The following is a 15,053-nucleotide window of genomic DNA, read 5'->3' on the forward strand; positions in this document are numbered from 1 at the left end:
AAATACGCGGGCCATGCGGAGTAGATGCGCCTTCAGGGCCTGAGTTTCAAGTGCAAACAGGTCCCGATCCGGTCCAGTCTGGCCGGCTTCCCTGCGAGCTTCACCATCGCGCCGCCCGGATGCAATCAAAATTTCGTGGCATTCGGGGGAACGACCTCGGAGATGCGCCGTTGTGTGGCCGAAGCGAAGATTTTACGGGAGACGATCCATGACCACGCGGATGACCAAGCTTCTGCTGTCGACGGCGCTGACCCTGCCGCTGGCGGCCGCAGCCCAGGCGCAGACCACGGATGCGACCTGTTCCGACCTGGAACTGCTGCTGACCGACCGGATGGCCGATGGCGTGCCGGCCGATGCCCCCATGACCGAGGATGAGATTGCCGCGCTGATCGAGGCGCAGGACAACGAGCAGTGCGCCGTCGCCTATGTCGAACTCGAGCGCATCGTTGCGGTCGAAGGCGAGAGCGCCGAAGCAGAGGCCGAACTGGCCGAAACCGAGACCGCCACGGTCCGCCTCGAGGATGAGGTCGTGATCGAGGGCATGGTCTATCTCGAGCAGTCGACCCCGACGGTCAATGTCGAGAGCGGCCAGACCGACGTGATGGTATCGAACGCCACCCCCGACGTGACCGTGAACGAGGGTCAGCCGGAGATCCTGATCCGTCAGGCGCCCGCCACCATCACCATGGACATGCCGCAGCCGACGATCCGCATCGAGCAGCCGGCACCCGAGATCATCATCACCATGCCCGACCCGACGGTCGACGTGGCCAACACCCAGCCGCAGGTCGAGATCCGTCAGGCCGACCCGGTCGTCACCGTGACCCAGGCCCGCCCGCAGGTCGAGCTTGAACTGCAGCGTGCCCCGGAAGGCTCCGAAGGCGGCATCCAAGTCACGGACCGCGCCACCGGCGAGACCTTCGCCACCGGCGAAGCCGCGGGTGAAGCCCGTGCCCTCGAGAACGCCGAGGTGCAGCTTACCACGGTCGAGCCGACCATCACCTATGAAGAGAGCCGCGACGGCGAGAACGCCAATGTCTCGGTGCAGCGCGCCGAGCCGCAGATTCGCTTCGAGAGCGCCGAGCCGGTGATCGAGTTCACCCAAGCCGGTGAGCCGGTGATCGAGATGGTGCAGACCGGCGAGCCGGTGGTGACCATCAACGAAGCCGCGATGGAAGGCGAAGCCGCCCCCGTCATGGACAACCCCGAGGCCGAGGCCGAGATGGAGTCCGAGGCTGCCGTCGACACCGAAGAGGCGCTTGAAGCCGAGGTCGAGACCGAACTGGCCGAAGCCGGTGCCGAAGTCGAAGGTGCCGCCGAAGAGGTCGAGGCCGAGATGGCCGAGGCCGGCGCCGAGATCGAAGCCGAGGCCGTTGAGGCCGAAGCCGCGATCGAGACCGAGGCCGCCGAGGCCGAAGCTGAGGTCGAAGGCGAGGTCGCCGAAATGGAGACCGTCGAAGCCGAGACCGCCGAGATGACCGACGAAGCCATGATCGAAAGCACCGGCCCGGTGGTCGAGCGTGAAGGCTTCGCGATGGTTCCCGCCAACGAGATCGCGGTTACCGACCTCGAAGGTTCGACCGTCTACGGCATCAATGACGAGCGGATCGGCGACATCGGCGACATCATGGTCGACGATCAGGGCCAGATTCAGAACGTCGTGGTCGAAGTCGGCGGTTTCCTCGGCATCGGCGAGAAGCCCGTCGCCATCCCCTTCGACCAGATGAGCGTGCTGCGCTCGGAAGCCGGTGAAGTCCGCGTCTTCATCGAAGCCACCGAGGAACAGCTCGAGTCGATGCAGGAAGTCGAGCAGTAAGCCTCGCCCCTTCTCGAACGAAAGGCCGCCCCACGGGGCGGCCTTTTTCGTGGCCTCCCGCGTAGCGCCACGAGAGGTCTAAGGATTGGCCCTTTCGCGTGGCGGCCCCCAGCGCTCGATCAGCCGCTCGATGATCATGTCGCGGGTCTGGCGGTAGCTGCGCAGCCGCTCCTCGCGGCCCTCGCCGAGACCGGTGGGGTCGAGGACGGGCCAGTACTCCACGTCGAGATGGAAGTAGCTGGTCAGATCGAGCGCGCGACGCTGGCTCGCGGGCGACAGCGCCAAGACCAGATCGAAGGAGGACAGGTCATCGCCCCAATCATGCATCTCGTCGAAGCTGCGCGAACGGTGCCGGTGCAGTTCCACGCCGATCTCGGCGCAGACCGCGATGGCGAAGCCGTCGATCTCGAGGTCGTTCTTCACGCCGACCGACTGGATATAGCAGTCGGAGCCGTAGAACTTCTTCATGATCGCCTCGGCCATGGGCGACCGGACGGCGTTGTGGTCGCAGCAGAACAGAACCGATTGCGGAAGCGGCTGCACTGTCGCGGCCAACTCCATGTCAGGCCCCGAAATGCAGCACGCAGATGAGGGTGAAGAGCCGGCGTGCCGTGTCGGTATCGACATCGGCTTTCCCCTCCAGCCGCTCCTGCAGCACCCGCGCACCCTCGTTATGGATGCCGCGCCGGGCCATGTCGATCGTCTCGATCTGGCTCGGCGGCAAGGTCTTGACCGCGTCGTAGTAGCTTTCGCAGATTTGGAAGTAATCCTTCACCACCTGCCGGAACGGTCCGAGCGACAGGTGGAACTCGGCCGCGCGCTCGCCCTCGGTATTGGCCACGTCGAAGACCAGCCGCTTCTCGCGGATCCCTAGGCTGAGGTGATAGGGCCCCGTGTCGCGCCCCGGCAGGGCAAAGCTGTTCTCCTCCAGCAGGTCGAACACCGCGACGCGGCGTTCCTGCTCGATCTCGGGCGTCGGCGTCTGACCCGCGTCATGCAGCCGGATTTCGGCGATCCGGGTCATGTCGTGCTCCGGTTCAGCCGATCGAGCCGGGCGGTCAGCGACAGCCCATGCGCCTCGAGGCTCTCGGCCCGCGCCAGACGCGCCCCGGCGGGGCCGATCGCAGCCAGCGCCTCGGGGGTCATCTTCGACAATGTGGTACGCTTCAGGAAATCCATCACCGACAGCCCAGAGGAGAACCGCGCCGACCGCGCCGTGGGCAAAACGTGGTTCGGCCCCGAAATGTAGTCGCCGATCGCCTCCGGCGTCCAGTGGCCGAGAAAGATAGCTCCCGCATGGCTGATCCTGTCCGCGAGCGCCTCCGGATCGGCCACGCAAAGCTCGAGATGCTCGGCCGCGACCCGGTCGGCCAGCCGCACTGCCTCGTCCAGATCCCGTACGATGACGATGGCGCCGAAATCGCGCCAGCTGGCGCCGGCGATGGCGCGCCGCTCCAGTGTCTCCAGACGCGCCTCGACGGCGGCAGCCACCTTGTCGCCGAAACCGGCGTCATCGGTGATTAGGATCGATTGCGCGCTTTCGTCATGCTCGGCCTGGCTGAGCAGATCGAGCGCGATCCAGTCGGGATCGTTGTCGGCATCGGCGATGACGAGGATCTCCGAGGGCCCGGCGATCATGTCGATACCGACCCGACCGAAGACCCGCCGCTTGGCCGCTGCCACATAGGCGTTGCCCGGCCCGGTAATCTTGTCCACCGGCGCGATGCTCTCGGTGCCATAGGCCAGCGCCGCGATCGCCTGGGCGCCGCCGATCCGGTAGATCTCGTCCACCCCGGCGATGCGGCAGGCCATCAGCACCAGCGGGTTGGCAAGCCCATCCGGCGTCGGCACGGTCACGGCAAGCCGCTCGACACCGGCCACCTTGGCGGGCACCGCGTTCATCAGAACCGAGGAGGGATAGGAGGCCAGACCGCCGGGTACGTAGAGCCCCGCCGCCGAAACCGGGGTCCAGCGCCAGCCCAGCATCGCCCCTACCTCGTCGGTCCAGCTCTGATCCTCGGGCATCTGACGTGCATGATAGGCGCGGATGCGCTCGGCCGCGAGTTCGAGCGCAGCGCGATCCTCGTCAGAGACTTTGTCGCACTCCGCCTCGATTTCCTCTGAGGTGAACCGCAAACGCTCCACCGGCAGCGCCATGCGGTCGAAACGCGAGGTGTAATCGACCAGCGCAAGATCGCCGCGCGCCCGCACATCGGCGATGATCGCGGCCACGGCGTCGTCCACGTCGGGGCTGTCTTCGCGCTTCATGGTCAGCAGCGCGGCGAAGCGGGCCTCGAAATCGGGATCGGTGCTGGACAGGCGGTGCGGCATGGCGGTCTCCTTCGGCTCAGGGGCATAGCCCCGCCTGCCCCCCTGCTCAACCGTCCAGTTGCCGCACGTAGTAGAGGTCGTCGACAAAGCCGTCCTCGAGGCGCGCAGCGCGTGGCAGGAGACCGTGTCGGACGAAACCGTGCTTCTCGTAGAGCCGGATCGCGGGGGCGTTATGCGCGGCCACGAACAACTCGACCTGCAGCTTGCCATCGGCGGCCGCCCGATCGAGCGCGGCGCGCAGAAGCCGTGTGCCGATACCGGTGCCATGGCTTTCGGGACTCACGTAAAAGGCGTTGAGCGCCACGCGGTGCGCGGCCGCCGCCGCCTCGACGACCGGATCGAGCGCCGCCGTGCCGATCAGCCGGTCGCCGTCGAAGGCGCCCAGCACCAGACGCCCCGCGAGGCTCTCTGCCACCTCCTCGTCAGAGCGGGCCAACTCCTCCTGCAGCGTCGTCAGGAAGGCGTCGGGAAACAGGCGCAGCCCCTCGGCGCGAATCCGGCGCCAGACAGCCAGATCACCGGGTCCGAGGTCGCGGATCACTCGGGGTGCCGGGGTGCCTTGCCCGAGGGGGCGGCATAGGGGCGGGTCACATCACGCAGCAGCAACTCCGGTGCTTCGACGTCGATGGCGATCTCGCCATCGCCCGCGAGGATCAGCCGGATCGTGCCCGCAGGCTCCGCCTCGGCGGCCTCGAACACCACCGCGAGCAGCGACAGCACCGTGTCGCGGTCCTTCGGGTCGAGCCCCTGCGCGCGGACGGCCGTCACGTTCTCGATGCACAGCACTGCCTGAACCCGCTCGGCCTCGCGCGTGGTGACCGGGTCTTCCCAGCGGAACCGGTTGAGCAGCATCGCGAAGCGCCGCTCGCTCTTTTTCCAGGCCATCTCGGAGGCGGGCAGGACGGAATCCTGCACCAGCGCCGAAATCACCTGCACGTCGTCGCCATCCAGAGCCTTGAGCCGGAGCGGGCGTTGCACGCCCTCCTCGAATGTCGCGTCGCGTGTCTCGGTCATGCGCTCACCCTTTCGATCCGCGCGCCCACCGCGCCGAGCTTGTCCTCGACATGCTCGTAGCCCCGGTCGAGGTGGTAGACCCGGTTCACCACCGTCTCGCCCTCGGCCGCAAGACCGGCGAGGATCAGCGAGACGCTCGCCCGCAGGTCGGTCGCCATCACCTGGGCGCCCTTGAGCTTGTCGACGCCGGTCACCGTGGCGTGGCCGCCATGCACCTCGATCCGCGCGCCCATGCGCACCAGCTCGGGCGCATGCATGAAGCGATTCTCGAAGATCTTCTCTTCGAGCCGCGAGGTGCCCTGCGCGGTGCAGAGCATCGCCATCATCTGCGCCTGCAGGTCGGTGGGGAATCCCGGGAACGGCTCGGTGATCACGTCGACCGCGCGCGGCCGGTCGCCGCGCAGCTTCACCTTGAGCCCGGCCTCGGTCTCGGTCACGTCGATGCCGGCCATGTCGAGCTTCTCGACGAAGGCGCCGATCAGCTCCAGCTTGCCGCCCAGACATTCGACCTCGCCACCGGTGAAGGCCGGCGCCAGCATGTAGGTGCCGAGCTCGATCCGGTCGGTGACCACTTGGTGCGTGGCCCCGTGCAACCGGTCGACGCCCTGCACCTCGATGGTCGAGCTGCCCTCACCTTCGATCTGGGCCCCCATCGCCCGCAGGCAGCGCGCCAGATCGACGATCTCGGGCTCGCGTGCGGCGTTTTCGATCAGCGTCGTACCCTTGGCGAGGGTCGCGGCCATCAGAACGTTCTCGGTCGCGCCTACCGAAGCGAAGCGCAGCTTCACCCGACCGCCTTTGAGGCCGCCGCGCGCCACGGCGTGCAGATAGCCATCCTTGAGCTCGATCTGCGCACCGAGCGCCTCGAGCGCTTCGATATGGATGTCCATGGGACGCGCGCCGATGGCGCAGCCGCCGGGCAGCGAGACCACTGCCTCATGCGCCCGCGCCAGCAGCGGGCCGAGCACGAGGTTCGAGGCGCGCATCTTGCGGACGATCTCGTAATCCGCGCGGGTCGAGCCGAGGTCATGCGTCGACATGGCGATCACCTTGCCGCCCTGCATCGACGACACCTCGGCGCCAAGCGATTCGAGCAGCTGCGTCATGGTGCGGATATCCGAGAGGCGCGGCGCATTGGTGAGCGTCAGCGGCTCTTCGGAGAGCAAGGTTGCCGGCATCAGGGCGAGGCAAGCGTTCTTGGCGCCCGCGATCGGGATCTGGCCGCGAAGCTCGGCGCCGCCGCGTACGATGATCGAATCCATGCCTGCTACTCTTTCTCTTCTGCGTCTGGGGCGTCATCGGGCCGGGCTCCGGCGGCGCGGGCCTGCGCCTGCGCCTTGCGGCGGGCGATGTTGGCCTTGAGGGCGGCCTTCAGCCGGTCATTGCGATCGGCCGCGCGGGGCGGGTCCTGACGGGGTGCTTTCATGCTTGCGCAGATAGCGTTCTCCCCCCCGAGCGTCCAGTTCCTTGCCGGCACGGCAGGATGATGGGTCAAGTTGGAGCGTAGCAGCCCGCCCCGGCGTCAAGCAGGTCAAAAAGCTCTTGCGCTCGCTGTCACGGCAGGTAAAAGCCCGCCCAGACGAGACGCTGCAGTAGCTCAGTGGTAGAGCACACCCTTGGTAAGGGTGAGGTCGAGAGTTCAATCCTCTCCTGCAGCACCATCTCCCTCCCCCCCCCGACAAGCCCCAATGAATGAGTGCAGCGCTGCTGCAGAGCGATCGTTTCGCTCGTCGAAACAACGCCTAGGCTTGCGTAAGGTAATTTTTACTCTCCTAATGGTTGTGTTGTTTGACCAGTGTTCGAGAGTTTTCTCATGCCTACCATTGATCCGTTGCTACCGTTGGCCCTTGGGGCTCTTGTCGTCCTCGCCATGTCGGGGACCTCGAGTTGGCCGGCGGGGCCGAGCGAGCCGCCCGTGTTACCTGACGATGCCATCATCGCCAAGACGCTCGCGGCGCCGATGCGCGCGGTCGATTGGGCCGTGCCTCAGAGCAGGCCATCGAAGGGTGGGTCGATCTGAAATGGCCCCCGCCGCTCCGGCGGCGGGGGCCAACCATCAATGCCCGGGCGTCAATCGCCGATCCAGTCCCAGGGCCGGGTAAAGGCGCCGAGCGCCTTGGCGGCATCGGCCTCCGTGGCGGTACCGGTGCGGCGGATCTTGGCGACGAGACCGCGGCGGCTGTCCTCGACCACCTCGGCCACCTCGGCCCCTACCCCGGCCGCGGCCAGCGCCGCGTCATAGACGCGCGCAATCGCCATTTTGCGCAGCTCAGGCTTGAAGATCTTGCCCACCGCCGTCTTCGGCAGCTCGGGAAGAATCTCGAGATGGCGCGGCCGCGCCGCCTTTTCGGGCACGTGCTCGCGCGCATATTCGAGCAGTTCGGCCTCGGTCGCGCTCGCGCCGTCGCACAGTTCGACATAGACGCAAGGGATCTCGCCGGCATGGGCATCGGGCTGACCGATCGCTCCGGCAAAGGCGATGGCGGGATGCGCGGCAAGCGCCTCCTCGATCTCGGCAGGATCGATGTTGTGGCCACCGCGAATGATCAGATCCTTGGCGCGCCCGGTGATCCAGAGATAGCCGTCCGCGTCGATCCGTCCGAGGTCGCCGGTGCGCAGGAACTGATGCTCATGCGCCGGGCCTGGCCAGTAGAGATGCTCGTTCTTGAGCGGGTCGGTATAGGTATCACCCCGCGCCACGCCAGGGCTGGAAACGCAGATCTCGCCCACCGTGTCGGGGGCGCAGTCCTCGCCGGTATCGGGGTTGATGATCCGCACTTGGGTATAGGGGAACGGCACGCCGACCGAGCCAACCTTCTTCTCGCCTTCGGGCGGGTTGATCGAGACGAGACAGGTCGCCTCGGTCAGACCGTAGCCTTCGCAGATCGTGACCCCCGCAGCCTCCTCGAAGCGCTTGTAGAGCTCCACCGGCAACGGGGCCGAGCCGGAAAAGGCGAGGTTCAGCGTCGAGATGTCGGCGTTCACCGGGCGCTGCATCAGCGCCGATATCGCAGTCGGCACGGTGATCACGAAACTCACCTTCCAGCGTTCGATCAGCTTCCAGAAGTTGTCGAACACCCCCTCGCCGCGATAGCCCGCCGGGGTCGGCATGATCACATGCGCGCCCGACGCCAGCGAGGAGCCCATGATGACGATCGCCGCGAAGACGTGGAACATCGGCAGCGGGCAGATGATGTTGTCGCGGTCCGAGAACATCAGCCTCTGGCCGAGCCAGCCATTGTAGACGATGCCCGAATAGCGGTGCTGCGCCACCTTCGGCATGCCGGTGGTACCACCGGTGTGGAACAGCGCCGCGACCCTGTCGCCGGCGCTGTCGGCAAAGGCCAGCTTGCTCGAACGCTTGGCGATCTCGCGATTGAAGTCGAGCACCCGCGCCTTGTGCCGGACCGGGACCTTGGGCCGGATCAGCGGCACGATCAGTTTCTTCACCCCGGTCAGGTAGCGATGCAGGTCGACTTCGATCACGGTCTGGACGTTGGGCGCGAGCGCCACAGCCTCGGCGGCCTTCTGCGCCACATCGGTCTTGGGAAAGGCCTTGAGCGTGATCAGCACCTTGGCATTGGTCTGGCGCAGGATCGCGCCGATCTGCCCGGCATCGAGCAGTGGGTTGATCGGGTTCACCACCCCTGCGATCTGACCGCCCAGATAGCTCAGGACCACCTCCGTGCAGTTCGGCAGCAGGAACGCCACCACGTCGGTCTCGCCCACGCCCAGTTCGCGCAGAAGGTTCGCGGTCTGCACCGATTTCGCGTGCAACTCCGCCCAGTTCAAGGTCTCGGCCGGCGCCTTGGGGTCCGAGAAGAGCTGGAAGCTGAGCGCCGAGCGTTTGGGAAAGGCCTTCGCGGTCCGTTCCAGCAGGCCGTGAGTGGTCGCGGGCTGGCCCTGCGCCTCCCAGCTCTTCTCGGCCTCGATCGCCGCGCGATCGGCAATGCCCGCAAAGCCCATTCCATTCCTCCCTGTCGATATCATTCCCGTGCCGCGACGCGGCTCCATCCCTATTGGTGAGCATCCGGCTGACCTTCGCGTCACGCAAGCATGACGCCGCGAAAGCCCCCGGCAGCGCAATAATTTTCGGATCGTTGGCGCTACTCGGCGGCTTCGACTAGCCCATCGGTGAATTGCAGCCGCGCCAGCCGCGCATAAAGCCCGCCCTCGGCCACCAGGTCGTCATGGCTGCCCTGCGCCACGATCCGGCCCGCCTCGAAGACAAGAATGCGGTCGGCCTTCTTCACCGTGGCCAGCCGATGCGCCACGATCAGCGTCGTGCGCCCCGTCGCGAGCCGGTCCACCGCCTGCTGAACCAGCCGCTCACTCTCGGCATCAAGCGCGCTGGTCGCCTCGTCCAGCAGCAGCACCGGCGCATCGCGCAAAATCGCCCGAGCGATCGCGATGCGCTGTTTCTGGCCGCCCGAAAGCATCACCCCGCGCTCGCCGACCTGGCTGTCATAGCCTTGGGGCAGCGCCATCAGGAACTCGTGCGCCGCCGCCGCCCGCGCGGCCTGCTCGACCTCCTCGTCGGTGGCATCGGGCCGCCCGAAGCGGATGTTCTCGCGCGCCGTATCCGCGAAGATCACCGGGTCCTGCGGCACCAGCGCCATCTGGCGTCGGAAGGCAGGCCGCGCCATGTCGCGCAGATCCGTCCCTTCGAGCAGAACCCGCCCCGTCGCCGGGTCCCAGAACCGCAGCAAAAGCTGGATCATCGTCGTCTTGCCGGCGCCCGAGGGCCCGACCAGCGCCACCGTCTCGCCCGGCCGGATCGAGACACTGACATGGTCGAGCGCCGAGACGTCGGGTCGGGAGGGGTAGGAGAAGGAAACGTTCTCGAAGGTGATCTCGCCGCGCGCCGCCGCGATCGGGCGCGGCTCCAGGGGCTCCTTCAGGCTGTCCTGCGCGTTCAGCAGTTCGACCAGCCGCTCGGTCGCGCCGGCCGCGCGTTGCAACTCGCCCCAGATCTCGGTGAGCGCGCCGATCGCACCCGCGACCATCACCGCGTAAATGACGAACTGCACCAGCGCGCCGACGGTCATCGCTCCGGCATGCACGTCGCGCGCGCCGATCCACAGCACCCCGACGATGCCCGCGAAGATCAGGAAGATCACGATCGCGGTCATTACCGCCCGGGTACCGATGCGGCGCTGCGCGGCGGCAAAGCTTTTTTCGGTTACCTCGTCGAACTGCGCCCGGCTCTGCGCCTCGTGGCTGTAGGCCTGCACCGTCTGCACCGAGAGCAGCGTCTCGGAGGCGTTGCCGGACGAGGCCGCGATCCAGTCCTGGTTCTCGCGGCTGAGTTCGCGCAGGCGGCGGCCCAGCACCACGATCGGCACGATTATCGCCGGCACGATCAGCAGCACCAGCCCGGTCAACTTGGCCGAGGTCAGCAACAACAGCACCAGCCCGCCCGCGAGGATCAGCAGGTTCCTGAGCGCGATCGAAGCGGAGGAGCCGATGACGCTCAGGATCAGCGTCGTGTCGGTGGTGATCCGGCTCAGCACCTCCCCGGTCATGATCCGCTCGTAGAAGGCCGGGCTCATGCCAACCATCCGCGCGAAGACTGCCTTGCGGATATCGGTCACCACCCGCTCGCCCAACCGGGTGACGAGGTAGTAGCGCGTCGCCGTGCCGAGGGCGAGAAGCGCGGCCATCACGAGGGCCGCGGCAAAGTAGCGATCGAGCAGCGCGCCTGCGTCGATCTCGAAATTATCGACCACCTGTCGCACGGCGAGCGGCAGCACGAGGCTCACGCAAGCGGTCAGCACCAGCGCCGCGATCGCCAGCGCCATGTTCAGGCGGTAGGGCGCGAGAAACGGCCAAAGCGCCCGCAGCGCGCCGATGTCGCGCGAGCCTGCGCGCTCCTCGTCACTGGTCTTCGGGGATCGGGCCATCGAGCGCCTCGTTCATTCGTTGCCCAGTTTGTCTAGACGTCGCACCCCGTCATCACAAGCGATGCGGCCAGCTCGGCGCTCTGATGGCTTCATGCGGTACAGGAACGCTCTTTATAATTCTGAACGCCGAAACCGGATCAGGCCGGAACGGCCAGCGGCGCGGCGGCGCGGCGCCGCAACGCCAGCACCGGTGGCAGGATCATCAGCAACAGCACCGCCACGGCGCCGAAGGCCGCGCGCAGCCCGAAGGCCTCGGACAATCCACCCATCAGCACCGGCGCGATCAGGAAGGCGCAGAAGGCGATGACCGCGACGCGGGCGATCGCCTGCGATCGTTGATGCGGTGCCACCATGCGACCCGCGAGCGCCAGCCCCATCGGCCCGATCACCGAGATACCAAGCCCCGTCACCGCGAAGCCCAGATAGGCGACCATCGGCCCCGGCGCCGTGGCCGCGATCGCGGCACCGGTCGCGGAAACGAGCGCCGCCACTCGGATCACCGCCGTTTCGCTGAGCCGCTCGGCCAGCCCCTGCCCGCCGAACCGGCCCAGCGTCATCGTCACGCCCAGAAGCGCCGGCCCGAGTGCGCCCTGCGCCGCACCGCCGCCAAGCGTCCGCTCGATATGCAGCGCCGACCAGCTCTCGACGGTGGCTTCGCTCAGGAAGGCGATCATCACCACGATCCCGCAGAGCATGACCGGCCAGAGCGGCAGCCGCACCGCCCCGCCCTCTTCCGGCGCGACGGCCGGGGCCGGAGCACGGGACAGGAGCGGCATCAGGCCCAGAGCCAGCAGCCCGACGCCGCCGAACACCGCGATCATCGGCAGCCCTGCTTCGCGCGTCACGCCCGAGGCCAGCGCAGCCAAGCCGTAGGCCAAGGAGAAAAGCCCGTGATTGGCGTTCATAAGGGACCGGCCCGACCGAGCCTCGATTTGGCTCACTCGCGCGTTCATCACCACGTCGAGCAACCCCGAGGCCATGCCGACCCCGACCATGCCGAGCGCGAAGGCCATCGGCGCCACCGCCAGCGAGGGCGCGATCCAGGCCAGCGCCAGCAACGCCGCAGCGGTGGGGAGCGCGGCACGGCCAAGCCCCTGATCGAATTTCGGTGCCAGCCACATGGTCGAGAGGAGGCCCAGCGACGATCCGAGAAGCAGCGTGCCGAAAAGCGCGTCGTCAACGCCCAGCCTGTCGCGGAACACCGGCACATGCGCGGCGAAGACGCCCCAGTAGAGCCCCATCACCACGAAGGCGGCGCCCGGAGCGCGGGTCAGGCGGAGTGCGGAGAGAATGGCCATGGCGGCGGCGTGGCATGCCCGACGGGGACAGTCCAGCGACGCGGCACGGATGCGCCGGATTCCGCCCATGCAGGTCTTTTCAAACGGAGGATTCGGCGCTAAGGGCTCGGGTTCTGAATCGGGCCATACACCCTTGGAGGATGGCCCATCACCTGAAAGGACTTACCAATGGCCAAAGAGATTCCGGATCTCGTCGCCACGGCACGCACGGGGACAGGCAAGGGGGCCGCTCGTCAGGCACGTCGCGAGAACCTCGTTCCGGGCATCGTGTATGGCGGCGGCGCCGATCCGCTCCCCATCAACCTGCCCTACAACGCGCTGATCAAGAAGCTGAAGGCGGGCCGGTTCCTGTCGACGCTGTTCAACCTCAAGGTCGAGGGCCAGGACGACGTGCGCGTCATCTGCCGCTCGGTGCAGCGCGACGTGGTCAAGGACCTGCCGACCCATGTGGACCTGCTGCGCCTGCGCCGCACCACCCGGATCAGCCTGTACATCCACGTCGAGTTCGAGAACCACAAGGCCGCGCCCGGCATCAAGAAGGGCGGCGTGCTCACCGTGGTCCGTCCCGAGGTCGAGCTGAACGTGCTCGCCGGCGAGATCCCCGAGCAGATCGTTGTCGACCTGACCGGCAAGGAAATCGGTGATGTCATCCACATCAACGACGTTACCCTGCCGGCCGGCGCCAAGCCGACCATCGACCGCAACTTCGTGATCGCCAACATCTCGGCGCCCTCGAAGCTCGCCGCCGCCGCTGCCGAAGAGGAAGAGGCCGCCGCCGACGAGGTCGAAGCGACCGAGCAGTCCGACGCCTGATCGCGACCGCGATCACGATGCATCTGATGGAACGGGGCCCTTCGGGGCCCCGTTTTGCATCCGGCCACTGGCCCTGCCCGACCCCGCGCGCTAGTTTCGCGCGCATGAAACTCTTTGTCGGATTAGGCAATCCGGGGGCCAAATACGCCCGGAACCGTCACAATATCGGCTTCATGGCCGTGGATCGGATCGCCGAGGATCACGGCTTTTCGCCGTGGCGCGCGAAGTTCCAGGGCGAGGTCGCCGAGGGGCGGCTCGGCCACGAGAAGGTGCTGCTGCTGAAGCCCGCCACCTTCATGAACCTCTCCGGCCAGTCGGTCGGCGAGGCGATGCGGTTTCACAAGCTCGACAGTACCGACATCACCGTGTTCCACGACGAGATCGACCTCGCACCGGGTCGGCTCAAGACCAAGGCGGGCGGTGGCCATGCCGGCCATAACGGGCTGCGCTCGATCCACCAGCATGTCGGTCCGCATTACGATCGGGTGCGGATGGGCGTCGGACATCCGGGCCACAAGGACAAGGTGCCGGGCTACGTGCTCAAGGATTTCGCCAAGGCGGACGAGGACTGGCTCGACGACATGCTGCGCGGCGTCTCCGACGGGGCGGTGGCGCTGGCCGCCGGTGACGATGCGCGTTTCCTCAACGCCGTTGCGCTTCGGCTGAACCCACCGCGCTCCGGCGGCGGCAGCAAGGGCCCCGCAACGAAACCAGCTCCGGCAGAGCCCGCGCCGAAGGCCTCGGCCGTGACCGAATCCGTCGCGGAAGCGCCCGACAACCGCTCGGCGCTGCAGAAGCTGGCGGACCGCTTCAGATGAACCGCATGCGCGTGGCCCTGACGGACCAGTCCCGCCATTGCGACGCGCTGGGCTCCCCTTTCATGAGGCGGCTGATGGCATTGCTGTCCGCGCACTGGCCGCTGCCCGGTGCGGTTGCCGAACGGCTCGATGCCTGGCCCGGTGAGGTGGGTTCGCGGGCGGCCGCCTTGCCGTTGCGCCTCGCAGGCGGGCTGCACGCGCTGGTGCTGCAGGGCCGGGACGCGGAGATTGCCGCCGCCTATCCGCCCCATGCGGTTTCCGACGACGAGCTGCTGAGCGCCGTAACCGGTGCGATGCAGAGGCACGAGGGGTTTCTGCTCGACTGGATCCAGAGCCCACCCCAGACCAACGAAGTGCGCCGGGCCGCGGCCCTGATCGCCACGGCGCATCTGCTCACCGATCGCTTCGGCCTGCCGATCCGGCTGTCCGAGCTGGGGGCGAGCGGTGGGCTCAACCTCGGCTTCGATGGCTTCGGGATGGAGGTGCAGGATCGGCGCTTCGGCCCTGAAGAAGCCTCCGTCGTGCTGCATCCCGATTGGAAGGGTCCGCTTCCCCCCGTCACCGAGGTCACGGTCGCCGAACGGCGCGGTGTGGATCTCGCGCCGCTCGAACCGTCGCACCCCGATGACGCGCTGCGTCTTATCGCCTATCTGTGGCCGGACCAAACGGACCGGATCGAACGCACTCGGGCCGCGATGGACCTGCGCGCACCGGGTCTCGTCGACCGCGCCGACGCGATCGATTGGCTGGAGCCGCGCCTCGCCGCCGCCCTGCCCGACCATCTGCACATCGTGTTTCACTCGATCGCCTGGCAATACTTCCCGCCCGAGGCTCAGGAGCGCGGCCGCGCGTTGATCGAGGCCGCGGGCGCCTGCGCCTCCGAGGCGGCGCCGCTCGCCTGGGTGTCGATGGAAGCGGATGGCGAGGAGCCGGGAGCGCGGATCGGGCTGCGGCTCTGGCCCGGCGATCATGACATCACGCTGGGACGGATCGACTTTCACGGGCGCTGGTTGTGCTGGACCGGCCCGGAGCGGCTGGACGCCGCCGGAAACTGAAGGAG

At 67.4% G+C, this 15,053-nt stretch carries 14 protein-coding genes and 1 tRNA gene; 5 read left to right on the forward strand and 10 right to left on the reverse strand.

Annotated features, from left to right (window positions below):
- Positions 1-208 precede the first annotated feature (208 nt).
- Positions 209-1,816 carry a PRC-barrel domain-containing protein gene (locus tag LOS8367_RS13610; RefSeq protein WP_085897075.1) on the forward strand — a complete coding sequence of 536 codons (1,608 nt, stop codon included), beginning with the start codon at positions 209-211 and terminating at the stop codon, positions 1,814-1,816.
- Between the two features lie 78 nt (positions 1,817-1,894).
- Here the strand turns inward: LOS8367_RS13610 and LOS8367_RS13615 are convergent, their stop codons facing one another.
- The 7 genes from LOS8367_RS13615 to LOS8367_RS19085 are packed head-to-tail and all read right to left on the reverse strand — an operon-like array spanning position 1,895 to position 6,587.
- Positions 1,895-2,377, reverse strand: coding sequence for an arsenate-mycothiol transferase ArsC (locus tag LOS8367_RS13615; protein ID WP_085897076.1), 483 nt, complete (start codon positions 2,375-2,377; stop codon positions 1,895-1,897).
- Position 2,378: 1 nt separating this feature from the next.
- Positions 2,379-2,840: a UPF0262 family protein gene (locus LOS8367_RS13620; protein WP_085897077.1), complete on the reverse strand. Its 462-nt coding sequence runs from the start codon at positions 2,838-2,840 to the stop codon at positions 2,379-2,381.
- Positions 2,837-4,147, reverse strand: a complete 1,311-nt coding sequence (hisD, locus tag LOS8367_RS13625) for a histidinol dehydrogenase (protein WP_085897078.1) — start codon at positions 4,145-4,147, stop codon at positions 2,837-2,839. The genes LOS8367_RS13620 and hisD overlap by 4 nt, the downstream gene beginning before the upstream one ends.
- 46 nt (positions 4,148-4,193) lie before the next feature.
- Positions 4,194-4,688, reverse strand: coding sequence for a GNAT family N-acetyltransferase (locus tag LOS8367_RS13630; protein ID WP_085897079.1), 495 nt, complete (start codon positions 4,686-4,688; stop codon positions 4,194-4,196).
- Positions 4,685-5,161, reverse strand: a complete 477-nt coding sequence (locus tag LOS8367_RS13635) for a DUF2948 family protein (RefSeq protein ID WP_085897080.1) — start codon at positions 5,159-5,161, stop codon at positions 4,685-4,687. Before LOS8367_RS13635 ends, LOS8367_RS13630 begins: the two co-directional genes overlap by 4 nt.
- Positions 5,158-6,423 (reverse strand): UDP-N-acetylglucosamine 1-carboxyvinyltransferase, encoded by a 1,266-nt coding sequence (gene murA, locus LOS8367_RS13640; protein WP_085897081.1) that lies wholly within the window; start codon positions 6,421-6,423, stop codon positions 5,158-5,160. Before murA ends, LOS8367_RS13635 begins: the two co-directional genes overlap by 4 nt.
- Positions 6,424-6,428: 5 nt before the next feature.
- Complete coding sequence (locus LOS8367_RS19085) at positions 6,429-6,587, reverse strand: hypothetical protein (RefSeq protein WP_165761473.1); 159 nt, start codon at positions 6,585-6,587, stop codon at positions 6,429-6,431.
- 160 nt (positions 6,588-6,747) lie between these two features.
- On the opposite strand from LOS8367_RS19085, the gene LOS8367_RS13645 reads away from it, so the two are divergent.
- A tRNA-Thr gene (locus LOS8367_RS13645) sits at positions 6,748-6,822 on the forward strand.
- Between the two features lie 409 nt (positions 6,823-7,231).
- On the opposite strand, the gene LOS8367_RS13655 is transcribed toward LOS8367_RS13645, so the two are convergent.
- The 3 genes from LOS8367_RS13655 to LOS8367_RS13665 all read right to left on the reverse strand — a co-directional run bounded on the left by LOS8367_RS13655 (position 7,232) and on the right by LOS8367_RS13665 (position 12,362).
- On the reverse strand, positions 7,232-9,127 hold the full coding sequence (locus LOS8367_RS13655) for an acyl-CoA synthetase (protein WP_085897083.1): 1,896 nt from the start codon (positions 9,125-9,127) through the stop codon (positions 7,232-7,234).
- Between the two features lie 140 nt (positions 9,128-9,267).
- Positions 9,268-11,064 carry an ABC transporter transmembrane domain-containing protein gene (locus LOS8367_RS13660; RefSeq protein ID WP_085897084.1) on the reverse strand — a complete coding sequence of 599 codons (1,797 nt, stop codon included), beginning with the start codon at positions 11,062-11,064 and terminating at the stop codon, positions 9,268-9,270.
- Positions 11,065-11,201: 137 nt separating this feature from the next.
- Positions 11,202-12,362: an MFS transporter gene (locus LOS8367_RS13665; RefSeq protein WP_242665597.1), complete on the reverse strand. Its 1,161-nt coding sequence runs from the start codon at positions 12,360-12,362 to the stop codon at positions 11,202-11,204.
- 168 nt (positions 12,363-12,530) lie between these two features.
- Here LOS8367_RS13665 and LOS8367_RS13670 point away from each other — a divergent pair, with 168 nt between their 5' ends.
- The 3 genes from LOS8367_RS13670 (at position 12,531) to LOS8367_RS13680 (ending at position 15,048) form a co-directional block, all read left to right on the forward strand.
- The gene (locus LOS8367_RS13670) at positions 12,531-13,175 is read left to right on the forward strand and encodes a 50S ribosomal protein L25/general stress protein Ctc (protein ID WP_085897085.1); all 645 of its coding nucleotides are present in this window, start codon (positions 12,531-12,533) and stop codon (positions 13,173-13,175) included.
- Between the two features lie 104 nt (positions 13,176-13,279).
- Positions 13,280-13,993, forward strand: coding sequence for an aminoacyl-tRNA hydrolase (gene pth / locus LOS8367_RS13675; protein WP_085897086.1), 714 nt, complete (start codon positions 13,280-13,282; stop codon positions 13,991-13,993).
- Positions 13,994-13,998: 5 nt separating this feature from the next.
- Entirely contained in the window at positions 13,999-15,048 is a 1,050-nt protein-coding gene (locus LOS8367_RS13680; protein WP_306456264.1) for a DUF2332 domain-containing protein, read from the forward strand.
- Positions 15,049-15,053: the final 5 nt, after the last annotated feature.

It is taken from the genome of Limimaricola soesokkakensis (assembly GCF_900172345.1).
In the GTDB taxonomy this organism is placed as follows: domain Bacteria; phylum Pseudomonadota; class Alphaproteobacteria; order Rhodobacterales; family Rhodobacteraceae; genus Limimaricola; species Limimaricola soesokkakensis.